Origin of the sequence: Streptomyces sp. NBC_00038, assembly GCF_026343635.1 — a bacterium.
Lineage (GTDB): Bacteria > Actinomycetota > Actinomycetes > Streptomycetales > Streptomycetaceae > Streptomyces.
In genome coordinates this window covers 1946616-1962838 of sequence record NZ_JAPELQ010000001.1, presented here as the reverse complement: position 1 = coordinate 1962838, position 16223 = coordinate 1946616, and the positions used below count along the sequence as shown (strand labels likewise).

Genomic DNA, 16223 nt, shown 5'->3' with positions numbered 1-16223 from the left:
GGTTGTGTGGCGAGGCCCGGTGCCCTTTGGGGGTGCCGGGCCTCGGTGTTTCTCCGCCGATCCCGGGCGCGCGGCACTGTCAGTGGGGTCTGGTAGGAATATTGCTGTGAGCAGCGCGAATGGGGACGGTGACGGTGGTGCGGAGGGTGCGCCGCCCGAGCAGCTTGCGTTGATTCGGGAGAGTGTGCGGAAGGCCGCGGCGCCCAAGGCGAAGCCGCGGACGTGGCGGGGGGCCGCGCTGGCGAAGGAGTTGCCGGTCGCGCGGGTGTTGGTCGACAAGGGTGTGCTGCATCTCGACCGGTACTTCGACTACGCCGTGCCGGAGGAGCTCGATGCGCAGGCGCAGCCCGGTGTGCGGGTGCGGGTGCGGTTCGGGGCCGGGCGGCATCGGGTGCGTGAGGGGCGGCGTGAGGGCGGGGGGCTGATCGACGGGTTTCTCGTCGAGCGGCTCGCGGAGTCGGACTACTCCGGGCCCTTGGCTGCGCTGGCTCAAGTGGTCTCGCCCGAGCCGGTGTTGAGTGAGGAGTTGCTGGGGCTCACGCGCGCTGTCGCCGACCGGTATGCGGGCAGCCTTGCCGATGTGCTGCAGTTGGCCGTTCCGCCGCGCAATGCCCGGGCGGAGGGCAAGGATTCGCCCGCGCCGCTTCCGGTTCCCGGGGTGCCCGAGGTGGGGTCCTGGGCGCGGTACGGGCGGGGGGCGGCGTTTCTGGAGTCGCTCGCGGCGGGTGGGGCGCCGAGAGCTGTGTGGAACGCCTTGCCGGGTCCTGGCTGGGCCGAGGAGTTGGCGCGGGCCGTGGCGGCGGCGCTCGCCTCCGGGCGGGGTGCGCTCGTGGTCGTACCGGACGGGCGGGCCGTCTCACGCGTGGACGCCGCGCTGACCTCGCTGCTGGGGGAGGGGCGGCATGCCGTGCTCACCGCGGAGGCCGGGCCGGAGAAGCGGTATCGGGAGTGGCTTGCCGTGCGGCGTGGGTCCGTACGGGCCGTTGTGGGGACCCGGGCCGCCATGTTCGCGCCCGTGCGGGATCTGGGGCTCGTCGTCATCTGGGACGACGGGGACGGCAGTCACAGTGAGCTGCACGCGCCTCAGCCGCATGCGCGGGAGGTGCTCCTGCTGCGAGCCGCTCACGACAAGTGCGCTTTCCTGCTGGGGAGTTGGGGTTGCACGGTCGAGGCCGCCCAGCTCGTCGAGAGTGGGTGGGCGTTGCCGCTGGTTGCTGAGCGGGAGCAGGTGCGGGGGGTCGCGCCGTTGGTGCGGACCGTGGGGGACGGGGATCTTGCGCGGGACGAGGCTGCTCGGGCCGCGCGGTTGCCGACGCTTGCTTGGCAGGTGGTGCGGGAGGGGTTGCGGCACGGACCTGTGCTGGTGCAGGTGCCTCGGCGGGGGTACGTGCCGCGGATGGCCTGTGCGCAGTGCCGGGCGGCCGCGCGGTGCCGGCATTGTGCGGGGCCGTTGGAGGCGCAGGACGCGGGGGCGCTGCGGTGCACGTGGTGCGGGCGGGACGAGGCGGCCTGGCACTGTCCCGAGTGCGGCGGGTTCCGGCTGCGGGCGCAGATCGTGGGGGCCCGGCGAACCGCGGAGGAGCTGGGGCGGGCGTTTCCCGCCGTGCCCGTACGGACGTCGGGGCGGGAGCAGGTGCTCGACACGGTGCCGGGGGCGCCCGCGCTCGTGGTGAGCACGCCGGGGGCCGAGCCCGTCGCCGACGGCGGGTACGCGGCCGCTCTGCTGCTCGACGGCTGGGCGATGCTCGGCCGGCCCGATCTGCGAGCCGGTGAGGAGGCTCTGCGCCGGTGGATCGGGGCGGCGGCGCTGGTGCGTCCGCAGGGTGCCGGAGGGACCGTGGTCGTCGTCGCCGAGCCGACGTTGCGGCCCGTGCAGGCGCTCGTACGGTGGGATCCCGTCGGGCATGCCGTACGCGAACTCGCCGAGCGCGCCGAGCTCGGGTTTCCGCCGGTGTCGCGGATGGCGGCCGTGTCCGGTACGCCGGAGGCACTGGCGGGGTTCCTCGACGCGGCCGAACTGCCCCGTGATGCCGAGGTGTTGGGGCCCGTGCCGATGCATGTCACGGAGGCCGGGCGTCCTCGGCGGACCGGAGGGCCACCTCCCGGTGAGCACTGGGAGCGGGCCCTCGTCCGGGTGCCTCCCGGGAGCGGGGCCGCGCTGGCGGCGGCGTTGAAGGCCGCGCAGGCGGCGCGGATGGCTCGTGGGGGGAGCGAGCCCGTACGGATTCGGATCGATCCGCCGGACATCGGGTGAGGCGTGTCGGCGGGCGTGGGCATGGAGCTGCCTCCCGGGCCTGTCGGCGCCGGGAGGCAGGCGTGGGTGGAAGGTCAGCCGTTGCGCGGCCCCGGGAATGCGGTGGGCCTCACCTCTTCGCGGAGAGTGGGGCTGCCCGCCGTCGGCTGGGTGGGCATGGAGCGTGCGGCGGGGACCGTCGGTACCGGCACCGTGGGGATGCCGGTGTTGACGGCGACGGTGTGGTTGCCCGCCGGCTCTGTGGCGCGCTCCGCCTCCGCGGCGGCCTGGGCGGTGGCGCGGCGGGCGCCGTAGCGGCGGTGCACCGCCTGCTTGGTGACTCCGAGGGCGGAGCCCACCGCGTCCCACGAGAAACCCAGTGAGCGGTCGAAGTCCACGGCAGCCGTGACCAGGGTCTCGACGCTGTCCCGCAGCTCCTGGGCGAGACGGACGGTCGGGGCGGGGGCGCGTCCGTAGACGACGAAGCCCGCGGAGGGGCCGGAGCGGCGCGGGCGATAGACGTTGCCCAGCTGGGCGGTGAGCGTGCGCAGTGCGTCCACCTGCCGGCGGACCCGCTCGATGTCCCGCACCAGCAAGTGCAGGCTGGCCCGAGCCTGGGCGTCGTGGGTTGCGTGGTCGGCCATGAACAAGCCTCTCGAACCGGCGTTGAAAAGGATCGGGCCGCGATTGCGGCCCGTTGTGGTCAACTCTTTCTTGACCAACGCGTTTAAGGGTGAGTGGTCACGCTGCGGGGGCGTAAGGGCATATGCACGGGGCGCGTCGTGGGGCGTACGCCCCCGGTGGAGTGTTGACGCTGTGCGGGTGTTTTTGCGTCGTGGGGCGCCCCCGCGCCCCCAACCCCCCGCCCCGCATAGACTGGTGCGCTGCCCCGCATCCCGCCGCTCCCGGCGTGCGCGCGGGATTGAAGCGCTCCCGTCCGAGAGGTCAACCGCCACCCATGAAGCTCGTCTTCGCAGGTACCCCCGAGGTCGCCGTTCCCGCTCTGGACGCCCTGATCGCCTCCGGGCGGCACGAGGTGGCCGCCGTTGTCACGCGGCCCGACGCGCCGGCCGGGCGGGGACGGCACCTCGTCGCGAGTCCGGTCGCGCAGCGGGCGGAGGAGGCCGGGATCGAGGTACTGAAGCCGGTGAAGCCGCGGGACGAGGAGTTCCTGGCGCGGCTGCGGGAGATCGCGCCCGACTGCTGTCCCGTGGTCGCGTACGGCGCGCTGCTGCCCCGGGTCGCGCTGGACATCCCCGCGCACGGGTGGGTCAACCTGCACTTCTCGCTGCTGCCCGCCTGGCGCGGAGCGGCGCCCGTGCAGCACTCGATCATGGCGGGGGACGAGATCACTGGTGCCTCCACCTTCCTCATCGAGGAGGGGCTCGACTCCGGACCCGTCTACGGGACCGTCACCGAGGAGATCCGCCCCACCGACACCAGTGGAGACCTGCTCACCCGGCTCGCCTTCGCCGGTTCGGGACTGCTCGCCGCGACCATGGACGGGATCGAGGACGGCAGCCTGAAGGCCGTGCCGCAGCCCGCCGACGGCATCACGCTGGCCCCGAAGATCACCGTCGAGGACGCCCACGTCGACTGGTCCGCCCCAGCGCTGCGCGTCGACCGGGTGGTGCGCGGGTGCACCCCCGCACCCGGTTCCTGGACCGTCTTCCGCGGCGAGCGGCTCAAGCTCATCCAGGTCGCCCCCGCGACCGACCGCACCGACCTCACCCCGGGCGAGCTGGGCGTGGGCAAGAACAACGTGCACGTGGGGACCGGTTCGCACGCCGTCGAGCTGCTGTGGGTCCAGGCCCAGGGCAAGAAGCCGATGCGTGCCGCGGACTGGGCGCGCGGGGTGCGCATCACCTCCGGGGAGCGGCTCGGGGTCTGACCGGGCTCCGGCAGCAACATCGAGAGGGGCGCGACACCGTCACGCTCGACCTCAGCCCGCGGCGTACGCTGAGAGACGCACCTTTTCCCGGATCCGGAGCACCTTTTTCGTGAGTGAGCAGTCCCGTCGGCCGAGTAAGCCCGGCAAGCCCTACCGCCGCCCCCAGAAGGACCCGGTCCGCATGCTCGCCTTCGAGGCGCTGCGGGCCGTGGACGAGCGGGACGCGTACGCGAACCTCGTGCTGCCCCCGCTGCTGCGGAAGGCGCGCGAGAAGGGCGACTTCGACGGACGGGACGCGGCCCTCGCGACCGAGCTGGTGTACGGGACGCTGCGCCGGCAGGGGACGTACGACGCCGTCATCGCCGCGTGTGTCGACCGGCCGCTGCGCGAGGTCGACCCGCCGGTGCTCGATGTGCTGAGCCTGGGTGTCCATCAGCTGCTCGGCACCCGCATCCCGACGCACGCCGCGGTCTCCGCCTCCGTCGAGCTCGCCCGCGTGGTGCTCGGCGACGGACGGGCCAAGTTCGTCAACGCCGTACTGCGGAAGGTCTCGCAGCACGATCTCGAGACATGGATCGAGCAGGTCGCACCCCCGTACGACGACGACCCCGAGGAGAATCTCGCCGTCGTGCACTCGCACCCGCGCTGGGTCGTCTCGGCGCTCTGGGACGCGCTGGGCGGTGGCCGCGCCGGGATCGAGGATCTGCTCGAAGCCGACAACGAGCGGCCCGAAGTGACCCTCGTCGCCCGGCCCGGCCGGTCCACCGCCGGTGAACTCCTCGACGTGCTCGGCGAGGAGTCCGCGCTGCCGGGCCGCTGGTCGCCGTACGCCGTGCGACTCAGCGAGGGCGGCGAACCGGGTGCCATCGACGCCGTACGGGAAGGCCGTGCCGGCGTTCAGGACGAGGGCAGCCAGCTTGTCGCGATCGCCCTGGCGAACGCGCCGCTCGACGGGCCCGACAAGGCGTGGCTGGACGGGTGCGCCGGTCCCGGTGGCAAGGCCGCCATGCTGGCCGGGCTCGCCGCCGAGCGCGGTGCCCTGCTGCTCGCCTCCGAGAAGCTGCCGCACCGGGCCGGTCTTGTGGCGAAGGCGCTCGCCGGGAACCCCGGGCCGTACCAGGTCATCGCCGCCGACGGGACCCGTCCGCCGTGGCGGTCCGGCACCTTCGACCGGGTACTCATGGACGTCCCCTGCACCGGGCTCGGCGCGCTGCGCCGCCGTCCCGAGGCCCGCTGGCGGCGCCGTCCCCAGGACCTGGAGGGCTTCGCGCCGCTCCAGCGCGGGCTGCTGCGCACGGCGCTCGACTCGGTCCGCGTCGGCGGTGTCGTCGGCTATGCGACCTGCTCGCCGCACCTCGCCGAGACCCGCGCCGTGGTCGACGACGTGGTCAAGCAGCACGCCGCCGAGCTCATCGACGCCCGCCCCCTCCTGCCCGGCGTACCGGCCCTGGGCGACGGCCCCGACGTACAGCTGTGGCCGCATCTGCACGGGACGGACGCGATGTATCTGGCGCTCATCCGCCGGACCGGATGAGCTGGAGCTAGTCCGGCCGTGAGGCCGGTTCCGGAGCCTGCGACGGAGCCACCGGGGGCGGCGGCTCTCCGCCGTCCTCGTGTGCCAGTCGGTGTGGCCACCAGATCTTCGGTCCCACATCCAGGAACAGGGCCGTGACCAGCACTGAACGCACGATGAACGTGTCGAGCAGGACGCCGAGCGCCACCGTGAAGCCGAGTTCGGCGAAGGCCACCATCGGCAGTGTGGCCAGCGCGGCGAAGGTGCCCGCGAGGACCAGGCCGGCCGAGGTGATGACCGCGCCGGTCGCGGTCAGGCCTGTCACCACGCCCTTGCGGGTGCCCTGGTGGCCCGCCTCTTCGCGGATGCGGGTGGTCAGGAAGATGTTGTAGTCGATGCCCAGGGCGACCAGGAAGACGAAGACGAAGAGTGGGAAGTCCGTGGACTCGCCCGCGTAGTCGAAGACGTACCGGAACGCCAGGGCGCTGATGCCGAGCGCTGCCGCGAAGGACAGCACCACCGTCCCGATGAGCAGCAGCGGTGCGATCAGGGCGCGCAGCAGCGCGCCCAGGATCAGCAGCACCACGACCAGCACCAGCGGGATGATCAGGATGTTGTCGTGGGTCGTCGCCTTGTCCATGTCGAGCAGGGACGCGGTGCCGCCGCCCACCTGGGCGTCGGCGTCGGGGACCGCGTGGACGGCGTCCCGGACCCGCTCCACCGTCTGTTTCGCGGCCTCGCTGTCCGCGGGCGCGGTCATGGTCGCCTCGAAGAGGACCTTGCCCTCGAACTCGGGTTTCGTGCCGGGTGGCAGGCCGAGGGAGTCCGGTACGACACCGGAGGTGGCCGCGACCGCCTGACCGACCTCCTCGGCCTGGGCGCGGTTGCTCACGATGACGAGCGGATCGCCGCTGCCCGCGGGGAAGTAGCGCGCGGACACCTCCTGGCCGACGATCGAGTCGGGTTTGCCGGTGAAGGCGTCCGCGTTGCTGATGCCCTCCGCGCGCAGCTGGATCAGGCCCAGCGAGAGCAGCGCGAGCGCCGCCGCCGTGACGGCCCAGATCATGCGCGGGCGCAGCGAGATACGGCGGCCCATGCGCGCCCAGATGCCGTTCTCGGTCGGATCGGCGGAGCCGAGGTGCGGGATCACCGGCCAGAAGATCCAGCGGCCGAAGATCACCAGCAGGGCGGGGAACAGCGACATCATCGCGACCAGCGCGACCGCGACGCCGATCGCGGCGACAGGGCCGAGGCCGCGCGTCGAGTTCATCTCGGCGGCCAGCAGCACCAGCATGCTCAGGACGACGGTCGCGCCGGAGGCCAGTACCGCCGGGCCCGCGCGGTGCAGGGCAAGCGCCATGGCCTCGTGGCGGTCCTCGTGGCGGCGCAGCTCCTCCCGGTAGCGGGCGACCAGGAGCAGGGCATAGTCGGTCCCCGCGCCGAAGACGAGCACCGTGAGGATGCCCGCGCTCTGGCCGTTGACCGTCAGGCCCGCGTGCTCGGCGAGGAAGTAGATCAGGGCCTGCGCGGTGAACAGCGCGGCGATCACGCCGAGCAGGGGGACGATGATCAGGGTGGGGCTGCGATAGGTGAGCAACAGCATCACGATGACGACGCCCAGCGCCGAGAGCAGCAGCGTGGAGTCGATGCCCTCGAAGGCCTCGGAGAAGTCCGCGGACGTACCGCCCGGGCCCGTGATGTGCACGGCGAGCCCCTCGCCGCCCTTGCCGGTCACCTCACGGATCGAGTCGACCGCGGGCGAGATCTCCTCCCAGCCCTTCTCGTCCATCGTGATGGGGACGAGGATCTGGGCGGCGCGCGGGTCGGTCTCCCGGTCGTAGACCGGTCCCCGGGTCTCCGCGCCGCGGATGCCGTGCGCGGTCAGCTGCTTGATCTGGGCCGCGTCCTCGGTGATCTGCGCACGGTCCTGTGCCGTGAGGCCGGCGTCGCGGGCGTACACGACGACCGCCGGGATCTGTTCCGGCCTGAAGTCCTCGGAGATCTGCAGGACTTGGGTGGACTCGGCGGAGCCGGGCAGCCAGGAGGCCGCGTCGTTGTCCTGGGCGTCGGTGAGTTTCTGGGCGAACGGTGCCGTGAGAACCAGCAGCACGAGCCACAGTCCCACCACCGCCCACTTGCTGCGCTTACCGCAGACAAGCCAGGCGATTCCCCGCCGTTGCTTCCCCTGTGGGGCCGTCATGGCCACCCCCGTAGCCGTTCTTGGAGCCGGTGGGCCGCCCAGCATGGCATGTTGCGCCGTGGCACAACATCCGCAGAACGGCCTAGGTCTGGACCGAGGATCGCAACCGGTCCCGGGCATGGCAGTCTTGGGGCATGGCCGTGCAGATCAACCCCAGCATCCTGTCCGCCGACTTCGCCCGTCTTGCCGAGGAGGCAAAGGCGGTGGAAGGGGCCGACTGGCTCCACGTCGACGTCATGGACAACCATTTCGTACCGAACCTCACGCTTGGTGTGCCGGTCGTAGAGTCCCTGGCCCGTGCGACGGACACGCCGCTGGACTGCCACCTGATGATCGAGGACGCCGATCGGTGGGCGCCCCAGTACGTAGAAGCGGGTGCTGGTTCCGTCACCTTCCATGTGGAGGCGGCCGCAGCGCCGGTGCGGCTCGCCCGCGAAATCCGGGCCAAGGGTGCCCGTGCCTCCATGGCGCTCAAGCCCGCGACCCCGATCGAGCCGTACGAGGATCTGCTTCCCGAGCTCGACATGCTGCTGATCATGACGGTCGAGCCGGGATTCGGCGGCCAGGCCTTTCTCGACATCATGCTCCCGAAGATCCGGCGCACTCGCGAGTTGATCAGCAAGCACGGTCTTGAGCTCTGGCTTCAGGTCGACGGCGGAGTTTCGGCGTCGACGATCGAGCGGTGCGCGGAGGCGGGAGCCGACGTTTTCGTCGCCGGATCGGCGGTGTACGGGGCATCCGACCCGGCCCAGGCGGTACGTGCATTGCGCACGCAGGCTCAGGACGCGACGGCCCAGGCGTCCTGGGCGTGCGACCACTGACCGAAGGGAACGTGAACGCCGCCCATCCGGGCTGATCAAGTACGCCGAATCTGCGAGGATGAACGGCGAATCCAGAGTGTGAACAGCAGTGAGGAGATCGCCGTGTCGGGTATGTCGGCAGGCCGGTCAGCCATGCGGATGGGACCCGCAGAGCTGGTGCAGGCGGCGGCCATGGCCCGCCGCTTCTACCTCGAGGGCAAATCCAAGATCCAGATCGCCGAGGAGTTCGGCGTCAGCCGCTTCAAGGTGGCCAGGGTCCTGGAAACCGCTCTCGAACGGGATCTCGTGAGGATCGAGATCCGCGTCCCCGCAGAACTGGACGCGGAGCGCTCGGACGCGCTGCGCGCCCGGTACGGACTGAGGCACGCGGTCGTGGTGGAGTCCCCGGCCGAGGCCCAGGAGTCGCCCGACCCCGAGAACCTCGGCGAGGTCGCCGCGGACCTGCTCGGCGAGCTGGTGAACGAGGGTGATGTGCTCGGCCTCGCCTGGGGCCGCTCCACCATCCACATGGCGGCGGCGCTCGACCGGTTGCCGCCCTGCACGGTGGTACAGCTGACGGGGGTGTACGACGCCGGGACCGCCGAGCGCGGTTCGGTGGAGGCCGTGCGCAGGGCCGCACAGGTCTCCGGTGGCGACGCCCACCCGATCTACGCGCCGATGCTGCTGCCCGACGCGGCCACCGCGGCCGCGCTGCGCAACCAGACCGGGATCGCCCGCGCCTTCGAGTACTTCGACAAGGTGACGGTCGCCTGCGTGTCCATCGGCTCCTGGGAAGCGGGCATCTCGACGGTGCACGACATGCTCACCGAGGAGGAGCGCGCCCACTACGCCACCCTCGGTGTCGCCGCGGAGATGTCCGCGCACCTCTTCGACACCGAGGGCCGCCGGGTCGGGCGTGACCTGGGCGAGCGCTGCATCACCGTCGAGGCGGACCGGCTGCGCCGTATCCCCGAGGTCGTCGCGATCGCGGGCGGTCAGCGCAAGGGCGCCGCCATCGACGCGGTGCTGCGGTCCGGGCTCGTCACCAGCCTGGTGACGGACACCTCCGCCGCGGACTATCTGATGACGGCGGGGACGACGCCGCGTCCGGCGCTGAACCGGGCGGATCCGGACGGGCCGTGAGGGGCCGAGCCGGGCGGGTCCCGGCGGGTCCCGAGGGGGCGCCGGGTGGATCCCGACCGGTCCTTGGGGGGACCGATCCCGACCGGTCCTGAGGGGCTTGAGTGGGACGGTTTCCGACCGGTTCTGAGAGTTTGTACGACGCGCCGCGTGGGGGCGGCCGTGGCAGCATCGACGTCATGTTGCCGCGGTTCGTCCCCCGTCTGCTTTCCGGGCTGGTTCTCTGCCTCGGAGTGCTGCTCACGGGCTGCGCGTCCACCGACAGCGGTACGTCGCCCACCGTCACCAGTACCGTCCTCGCGGACGTGTCGGCCCCGTCCTGGGCCGGAGACCTGCCCACGGTCGCCGCGACCCGGCTCCCCGCCGAGGCCCGCGAGACCCTCGCACTCATCGACGAGGGCGGCCCCTTCCCGTACGCCAAGGACGGCGCGGTCTTCGGGAACTTCGAGCGGGAGCTGCCGCGGCACCAGCGCGGCTACTACCACGAATACACGGTCAAAACCCCCGGCGAGAGTGATCGGGGAGCCCGTCGCATTGTCACCGGGCAGGGCGGCGAGATCTACTACACCGATGATCACTACAAGTCGTTCAGGGCGGTGCTGAGATGACGCACGACCCGCTCGCGCCGGTGCTCGAAGGAAGCGCGTCCGCCGGTGTCCTGTCCTGGCCCGCCCAGCTGCCCGTGGAGCCCGCGCTCGAAGCCGCGCGCGAGGCGGGCTGGGAGACCGCGGTCCTGGACCTCGCGGGCGTCACGGAAAAGGCCGGACTCATGACGGCGTGCGCCACCGCGCTGCGCCTGCCGGACTGGTTCGGCGCCAACTGGGACGCCCTCGCCGACTGCCTCGGCGACCTCGAGTGGTGGCCCGCCCAGCAGGGCCGCCTGATCCTCGTACAGGGCTGGCAGGAGTACGCGGCGGTCTCGCCCGTCGACTGGCGCCTGCTTCAGGAGATCTTCGCCGACGCGGCGGCGCACTGGCGGGGGACGGGTACTCCGCTGGCCGTGGTGATGGTGCTGGCCGGGTCCCGCTAGCGGGCGGTCCTCGGCGCGGTGTCGGAGGATGCCACGAACCGTGAGCACGACTGTCTGGAGGATCGGCCCGGGCAGTGCATACACGGCGACATGGGACAATGAAGTACGTGCTCTTCCCCCTGGCTGACCTGTCCGGGGGCCACCTCTGATCGACCGGGATGTGCAGCACGTGCGTTTCCTCAATGACATCCAGCCCCCGTACGACCTGACGTACGACGACGTCTTCATGGTGCCCAGCCGCTCCGCGGTCGGCTCGCGTCAGGGTGTGGACCTCGCTTCTCCCGACGGCTCGGGCACCACGATCCCGCTGGTCGTCGCCAACATGACCGCGATCGCGGGCCGCCGGATGGCCGAGACCGTCGCCCGCCGCGGCGGGCTCGTGGTCATCCCGCAGGACATCCCGATCGAGGTCATCACCGAGGTCGTCTCCTGGGTCAAGGGACGCCACCTGGTGCTCGACACCCCGATCGTCCTCGCCCCCCACCAGACGGTCGCCGACGCGCTGGCGCTGCTGCCGAAGCGCGCGCACAACGCGGGTGTCGTCGTGGACGAGGACGGCCGCCCCGTCGGCGTGGTCACCGACGCCGACCTCACCGGCGTCGACCGCTTCACCCAGCTGTCCGAGGTCATGTCCAAGGACCTGCTGCTCCTCGACGCGGACATCGAGCCGCGCGAGGCATTCAACAAGCTGGACCACGCCAACCGCCGCTACGCCCCCGCCGTCGACAAGGACGGCAGGCTCGCGGGCATCCTGACCCGCAAGGGCGCCCTGCGCGCCACGCTGTACACGCCGGCCACCGACGCGAACGGCCGGCTGCGCATCGCCGCCGCCGTCGGCATCAACGGCGATGTCGCGGGCAAGGCCAAGCAGCTCCTCGACGCGGGCGTCGACACGCTCGTCATCGACACGGCGCACGGCCACCAGGAGTCGATGCTCAGCGCCATCAGGACGGTGCGCGCGCTCGACCCGCGGGTCCCGATCGCGGCGGGCAACATCGTCGCCGCGGAAGGTGTGCGCGACCTGATCGAGGCGGGCGCGGACATCATCAAGGTCGGTGTGGGCCCCGGAGCCATGTGCACCACCCGCATGATGACCGGCGTCGGCCGGCCGCAGTTCTCGGCGGTGAAGGAGTGCGCCGCCGAGGCGAAGAAGTACGGCAAGCACGTGTGGGCCGACGGTGGTGTACGGCACCCGCGCGACGTCGCGATGGCGCTGGCCGCGGGCGCGTCCAACGTCATGATCGGCTCGTGGTTCGCCGGTACGTACGAGTCCCCGGGCGACCTTCAGCAGGACGCGAACGGGCGCCTGTACAAGGAGTCGTTCGGCATGGCGTCCGCCCGCGCGGTCAAGAACCGCACGAGCGAGGAGTCGGCGTACGACCGTGCCCGCAAGGCCCTGTTCGAGGAGGGCATCTCCACCTCGCGCATGTTCCTCGACCCGTCCCGTCCGGGCGTCGAGGACCTGATCGACTCGATCATCGCGGGCGTCCGCTCCTCCTGCACCTACGCGGGTGCCAACTCGCTCGAGGAGTTCGCCGAGAAGGCGATCGTGGGCATCCAGAGCGCGGCCGGCTATGCCGAGGGCAAGCCGCTGCACGCCAGCTGGAGCTGACGGCGGCTTTCCCCGTTCTCGTACGGCCCCCGTGGTGTGACCGCGGGGGTCGTCGGCGTCCCGGGGCCTGTGCGTCAGGCCGTCTTGACGTCAAGTTTGCTTGACGCAACGCTGAGGGCATGACGACACCACAGAGCATCGAGCCGCAGCACACCCTGCTGACCGCCGTGGCCCGCCTCGACGAGCTGCGCGTACGGGAATCGCTCGCCGGAGCCGGGAGCGACGCCGAGGCGCTCGACCGGGCCGGGCTCCTCGAACTCCTCGCGCTCAGCGAGGTGGTGGCCCGCAAGGCGGCGTACGGGCGTCAGCTCACCGTCCGTGCGGCCCGCGAGGCGGGCGCCTCCTGGTCCCAGATCGGCGCGGCCCTCGGCACCAGCAAGCAGGCCGCCTGGGAGGCGCACACCCGCTGGATCGACACGCAGGCGGAGGCGTTCGGGCGGCCCGGGCAGATGGGCTTCGACGAGGACGACGTGGCGCGGGCGCGAGCCGTCGCGGGGGGTCCGGAGGAGGGTTGACCGCGAGCTGTCGCGGCGGGCCGGAGGGGCTGACTGCGAGCCGTCGCGGGGGTCTGGAGGGGGCTGACCTCGGCTCGCGCCCACCGGCTCGCCAAGCCGCCTACGGCCGCTGAAAGGCGCTCCGCGCAACCATCGAAAGGCCCCGCGCAACGATCATGCGCCGAGCTGCGATGAACGCAACGATCTTGCGGAGGCGCGCAAGGTTGCTGCATTACGCCCGCGAAGCCCGGACTCATAGGGTCACAAGCTGTACTTGGTGTGGCGGGGACCCCGCTCGGCGGGTCCCTGCTGTCAGGGGTGCCGCCGGTCTCCGCCCTTTCCGACCGGCAGCGATGAAGGAGCCACCCGCGTGCTCGACCAAGGCGCACCCCCGCAGTCCCGCACCTCGCCCGCCCCGCCGTCCCCGGGCATCGGCGCGCGCCTCATGCGCCGCAAGCCCGTGGAACGCCTGGTCGCCGAAGGTGGCCAGGGTGAGGGAGGCTCGCTCCGGCGCTCCCTCGGACTGTGGCAGCTGACGATGATCAGCATCGGTGCCACCCTCGGCACCGGCATCTTCGTCGTCCTCGGTGAGGCCGTCCCGAAGGCCGGTCCCGCGGTCACCCTCTCCTTCGTGATCGCCGGCCTCACGGCCTTGTTCTCCGCCCTCTCTTACGCCGAGCTGGCGGGCACCATCCCGGTCGCCGGGTCCTCGTACTCGTACGCGTACGCAACGATGGGCGAGCTGATCGCCTGGATCTGCGGCTGGTGTCTGGTCCTGGAGTACGGCGTCTCGGTCGCCGCCGTGGCCGTCGGCTGGGGCGAGTACCTCAACGAGCTGCTCGACGGGACCATCGGCGTCACCATCCCCGACGCGCTCTCCGCGCCGCCCGGCGACGGGGGCATCTTCAACCTGCCGGCGCTGATCGTCGTCCTGCTCGCGATGGCGTTCCTGCTCGGCGGCGCCCGTGAGTCGGCCCGCGCCAACACGATCATGGTCGTGGTGAAGATCGCCGCGCTGCTGCTGTTCTGCGCGATCGGCATCCAGGGCTTCCGCTCCGGCAACTACGAGAACTTCATGCCGCTCGGCATGGCGGGTGTCAGCGCCGCCGGGGCGACGCTCTTCTTCTCGTACATCGGCTTCGACGCCGCCTCCACGGCCGGCGAGGAGGCGAAGAACGCTCAGCGCGACCTGCCGCGCGCCATCATGCTCTCGCTGATCATCGTGACGGCGCTGTACGTCCTGGTCGCGGCCGTCGCCGTCGGCGCGATGCCCTGGCAGCGGTTCACCGACTCGGAGGCGGCGCTCTCCGGGATCATGGAGGACGTCACGGGGGACGCCTTCTGGGGCACGCTGCTGGCCGCCGGTGCCGTCATCGCCATCGCCAGCGTCGTCCTGACCGTGCTCTACGGCCAGACCCGCATCCTCTTCGCCATGTCCCGCGACGGTCTCGTGCCCAAGGTGTTCTCGCGAGTTCACCCGAAGAGCGGTGTGCCCCGCGCCAACACCCTCATCGTGTCGGTGTTCTGCGGAGTGCTCGCCGCCGCGATCCCGCTCGGACAGCTCGCCGACGCGACCAGCATCGGCACGCTCTTCGCCTTCGCGCTGGTCAACATCGCGGTGGTGGTGCTGCGCCGGACCCGTCCCGAGATGCCCCGTACGTTCCGGGTGCCGCTGTCGCCGGTGCTGCCCGCGCTCGGCTTCGCCTTCTGCGTCTGGATGATGGGCAGCCTCGACACCGTCACCTGGGTGGTCTTCGGGGTCTGGATGGCCGTCGGGCTCGTGTTCTACTTCAGTTACGGCTACCGCCGGTCCCGTATCGCCACCGTAGAGAAGTGAACCACCCGCAGTGCTGAACGATCTCGACGAACGCATCGTGCACGCCCTCGCCGAGGATGCGCGGCGCTCCTATGCCGACATCGGGCAAGAGGTCGGTCTGTCCGCGCCCGCGGTGAAGCGGCGTGTGGACCGGCTGCGTTCCAGTGGGGCCATCACCGGGTTCACCGTGCGGGTGGACCCGGCGGCGCTCGGGTGGGAGACCGAGGGGTTCGTCGAGATCTACTGCCGACGGAACACCTCGCCGGAGACCATTCAGCGGGGGCTTGAGCGGTATCAGGAGGTGGTGGCCGCGTCCACCGTCACGGGGGACGCGGATGCGGTTGTGCAGGTCTTCGCCTCCGACATGCGGCACTTCGAGCGGGTGCTTGAGCGGATCGCGGGGGAGTCGTTCGTGGAGCGGACGAAGTCCGTGTTGGTGCTTTCGCCGTTGCTGCGGCGGTTTTCTTCGGGGTCGCCCACGTAAGTGGGGTTCGGGGGTCTCGTTGGCGGCTGCGGGCTGGCTGTGGCTGGTCGCGCAGTTCCCCGCGCCCCTGAGGGGCGCTTCTGCTGGCGGCGCTTGCACGTGCCGTTACTCCGCCGTCTTCCTCGCCAGCGCGTTGTTCCCTATCGAGTTGTGGACGCTGAAGCTCACCGCGTCCGAGCGGTAGCGGTCGTCGGACCATTCCACCGGGCGGCCTTCGCGGGTCGTGGTGACGCGGCGGACTCGTAGGAGGGGGCTGGTGCGGCGTACATCGAGGAGGTCGGCGTCCTGGGCGCCTGCTGCCACCGCGTCGATGACGTGCTCTCCGTAGGCGAAGACCAGGCCCGTGTCCTCGTAGAGGCGTTGGGTGACGGAGGGGCAGTCGGGCTCGATGGCCTCGACGGCGGGGGAGATCCAGTCGGCGTACACGGTGCGCTCCAGGAGGACCGGCTCGCCGTCCAGGCCGCGCACGCGCAGCACGTGCAACACCGTGGTGTTCTCGCGTAGTTGGAGTCGCACGGCGTCCTCCGCTGTCGCAGGGCGGCGCTCCTGTGTCACCACATGGCCGGTGGCCTCCCGGCCCATCGCGCGCGCCCACTGGGCGAAGCTGCGCAGTTCGGCGAAGCTCTGGCTGCGGCGGCCGGCCAGCACCACGCGGCGGGCGCCCTGGCGTGAGCCGATGAGTCCCTCGGCGGTCAGGGACGCGACGGCCTGGCGGACCGTGCCGCGCGAGACGGCGTACTGCGCCGCGAGCTCGGTCTCCGCCGGGAGCAGGCTGCCGACGGTGTACTCCTCGCGGTCGATCGCCCGCCGCAGCTCCTCGGCGATCTCCTCGTGTCGCGCCGGCATGCTTCCCCTCTGATTCGGTGACTGTGCACAGAGTGATCAGCCTAGTCGAGGTGCGGAGGTGACACGTGTGCGCGCGGATTGTCCAGGAAATCGCGGGTCAGGGTTTCGCCAGATTTTACGAACACGACACCGGCAGCGGGCCTACTATGGCCAACTTGTTCAGA

At 71.5% G+C, this 16223-nt stretch carries 14 protein-coding genes; 11 read left to right on the top strand and 3 right to left on the bottom strand.

The window, feature by feature from the left end:
- Positions 1–106: 106 nt before the first annotated feature.
- Positions 107–2254 carry a primosomal protein N' gene (locus OG219_RS09090; protein WP_266824728.1) on the top strand — a complete coding sequence of 716 codons (2148 nt, stop codon included), beginning with the start codon at positions 107–109 and terminating at the stop codon, positions 2252–2254.
- Between the two features lie 74 nt (positions 2255–2328).
- Here OG219_RS09090 and OG219_RS09085 read toward each other — a convergent pair whose 3' ends face one another.
- Positions 2329–2877, bottom strand: coding sequence for a hypothetical protein (locus tag OG219_RS09085; protein ID WP_266824726.1), 549 nt, complete (start codon positions 2875–2877; stop codon positions 2329–2331).
- 314 nt (positions 2878–3191) lie between these two features.
- Between OG219_RS09085 and fmt the strand changes: the two genes are divergently transcribed.
- Together fmt and OG219_RS09075 are read left to right on the top strand one after the other, a co-directional pair.
- Positions 3192–4124, top strand: coding sequence for a methionyl-tRNA formyltransferase (gene fmt / locus OG219_RS09080; protein WP_266824725.1), 933 nt, complete (start codon positions 3192–3194; stop codon positions 4122–4124).
- Positions 4125–4233: 109 nt separating this feature from the next.
- Complete coding sequence (locus OG219_RS09075; RefSeq protein WP_266824723.1) at positions 4234–5658, top strand: RsmB/NOP family class I SAM-dependent RNA methyltransferase; 1425 nt, start codon at positions 4234–4236, stop codon at positions 5656–5658.
- Positions 5659–5665: 7 nt separating this feature from the next.
- Here the strand turns inward: OG219_RS09075 and OG219_RS09070 are convergent, their stop codons facing one another.
- Positions 5666–7837 carry an MMPL family transporter gene (locus OG219_RS09070; protein WP_266824721.1) on the bottom strand — a complete coding sequence of 724 codons (2172 nt, stop codon included), beginning with the start codon at positions 7835–7837 and terminating at the stop codon, positions 5666–5668.
- Between the two features lie 134 nt (positions 7838–7971).
- Between OG219_RS09070 and rpe the strand changes: the two genes are divergently transcribed.
- The 8 genes from rpe (at position 7972) to OG219_RS09030 (ending at position 15213) form a co-directional block, all read left to right on the top strand.
- On the top strand, positions 7972–8658 hold the full coding sequence (gene rpe, locus OG219_RS09065; RefSeq protein WP_266824719.1) for a ribulose-phosphate 3-epimerase: 687 nt from the start codon (positions 7972–7974) through the stop codon (positions 8656–8658).
- Positions 8659–8736: 78 nt separating this feature from the next.
- Positions 8737–9780 carry a sugar-binding transcriptional regulator gene (locus tag OG219_RS09060; RefSeq protein ID WP_266467664.1) on the top strand — a complete coding sequence of 348 codons (1044 nt, stop codon included), beginning with the start codon at positions 8737–8739 and terminating at the stop codon, positions 9778–9780.
- A 176-nt stretch (positions 9781–9956) separates the two neighbouring features.
- Positions 9957–10385, top strand: coding sequence for a ribonuclease domain-containing protein (locus OG219_RS09055; RefSeq protein WP_266824717.1), 429 nt, complete (start codon positions 9957–9959; stop codon positions 10383–10385).
- The gene (locus tag OG219_RS09050; protein ID WP_266824715.1) at positions 10382–10807 is read left to right on the top strand and encodes a barstar family protein; all 426 of its coding nucleotides are present in this window, start codon (positions 10382–10384) and stop codon (positions 10805–10807) included. Before OG219_RS09055 ends, OG219_RS09050 begins: the two co-directional genes overlap by 4 nt.
- Before the next feature lie 169 nt (positions 10808–10976).
- Positions 10977–12419, top strand: a complete 1443-nt coding sequence (locus OG219_RS09045; RefSeq protein ID WP_266824713.1) for a GuaB1 family IMP dehydrogenase-related protein — start codon at positions 10977–10979, stop codon at positions 12417–12419.
- Positions 12420–12538: 119 nt separating this feature from the next.
- Positions 12539–12934, top strand: a complete 396-nt coding sequence (locus OG219_RS09040; RefSeq protein WP_266824711.1) for a hypothetical protein — start codon at positions 12539–12541, stop codon at positions 12932–12934.
- 349 nt (positions 12935–13283) lie between these two features.
- Complete coding sequence (locus OG219_RS09035) at positions 13284–14750, top strand: amino acid permease (protein ID WP_266824709.1); 1467 nt, start codon at positions 13284–13286, stop codon at positions 14748–14750.
- 10 nt (positions 14751–14760) lie between these two features.
- Positions 14761–15213 (top strand): Lrp/AsnC family transcriptional regulator, encoded by a 453-nt coding sequence (locus OG219_RS09030; protein ID WP_266467686.1) that lies wholly within the window; start codon positions 14761–14763, stop codon positions 15211–15213.
- Positions 15214–15318: 105 nt separating this feature from the next.
- Here the strand turns inward: OG219_RS09030 and OG219_RS09025 are convergent, their stop codons facing one another.
- Complete coding sequence (locus OG219_RS09025) at positions 15319–16059, bottom strand: GntR family transcriptional regulator (protein ID WP_266824707.1); 741 nt, start codon at positions 16057–16059, stop codon at positions 15319–15321.
- Positions 16060–16223: the final 164 nt, after the last annotated feature.

What these genes read in the sequence shown, in the direction of transcription:
- fmt (WP_266824725.1), top strand. Translation starts at nt 3,192, where the DNA reads ATGAAGCTCGTCTTCGCAGGTACCCCCGAGGTCGCCGTTCCCGCTCTG.
- rpe (WP_266824719.1), top strand. Translation starts at nt 7,972, where the DNA reads ATGGCCGTGCAGATCAACCCCAGCATCCTGTCCGCCGACTTCGCCCGT.
- OG219_RS09050 (WP_266824715.1), top strand. Translation starts at nt 10,382, where the DNA reads ATGACGCACGACCCGCTCGCGCCGGTGCTCGAAGGAAGCGCGTCCGCC.
- OG219_RS09085 (WP_266824726.1), bottom strand. Translation starts at nt 2,877, where the DNA reads ATGGCCGACCACGCAACCCACGACGCCCAGGCTCGGGCCAGCCTGCAC.
- OG219_RS09025 (WP_266824707.1), bottom strand. Translation starts at nt 16,059, where the DNA reads ATGCCGGCGCGACACGAGGAGATCGCCGAGGAGCTGCGGCGGGCGATC.
- OG219_RS09070 (WP_266824721.1), bottom strand. Translation starts at nt 7,837, where the DNA reads ATGACGGCCCCACAGGGGAAGCAACGGCGGGGAATCGCCTGGCTTGTC.
- OG219_RS09040 (WP_266824711.1), top strand. Translation starts at nt 12,539, where the DNA reads ATGACGACACCACAGAGCATCGAGCCGCAGCACACCCTGCTGACCGCC.
- OG219_RS09055 (WP_266824717.1), top strand. Translation starts at nt 9,957, where the DNA reads ATGTTGCCGCGGTTCGTCCCCCGTCTGCTTTCCGGGCTGGTTCTCTGC.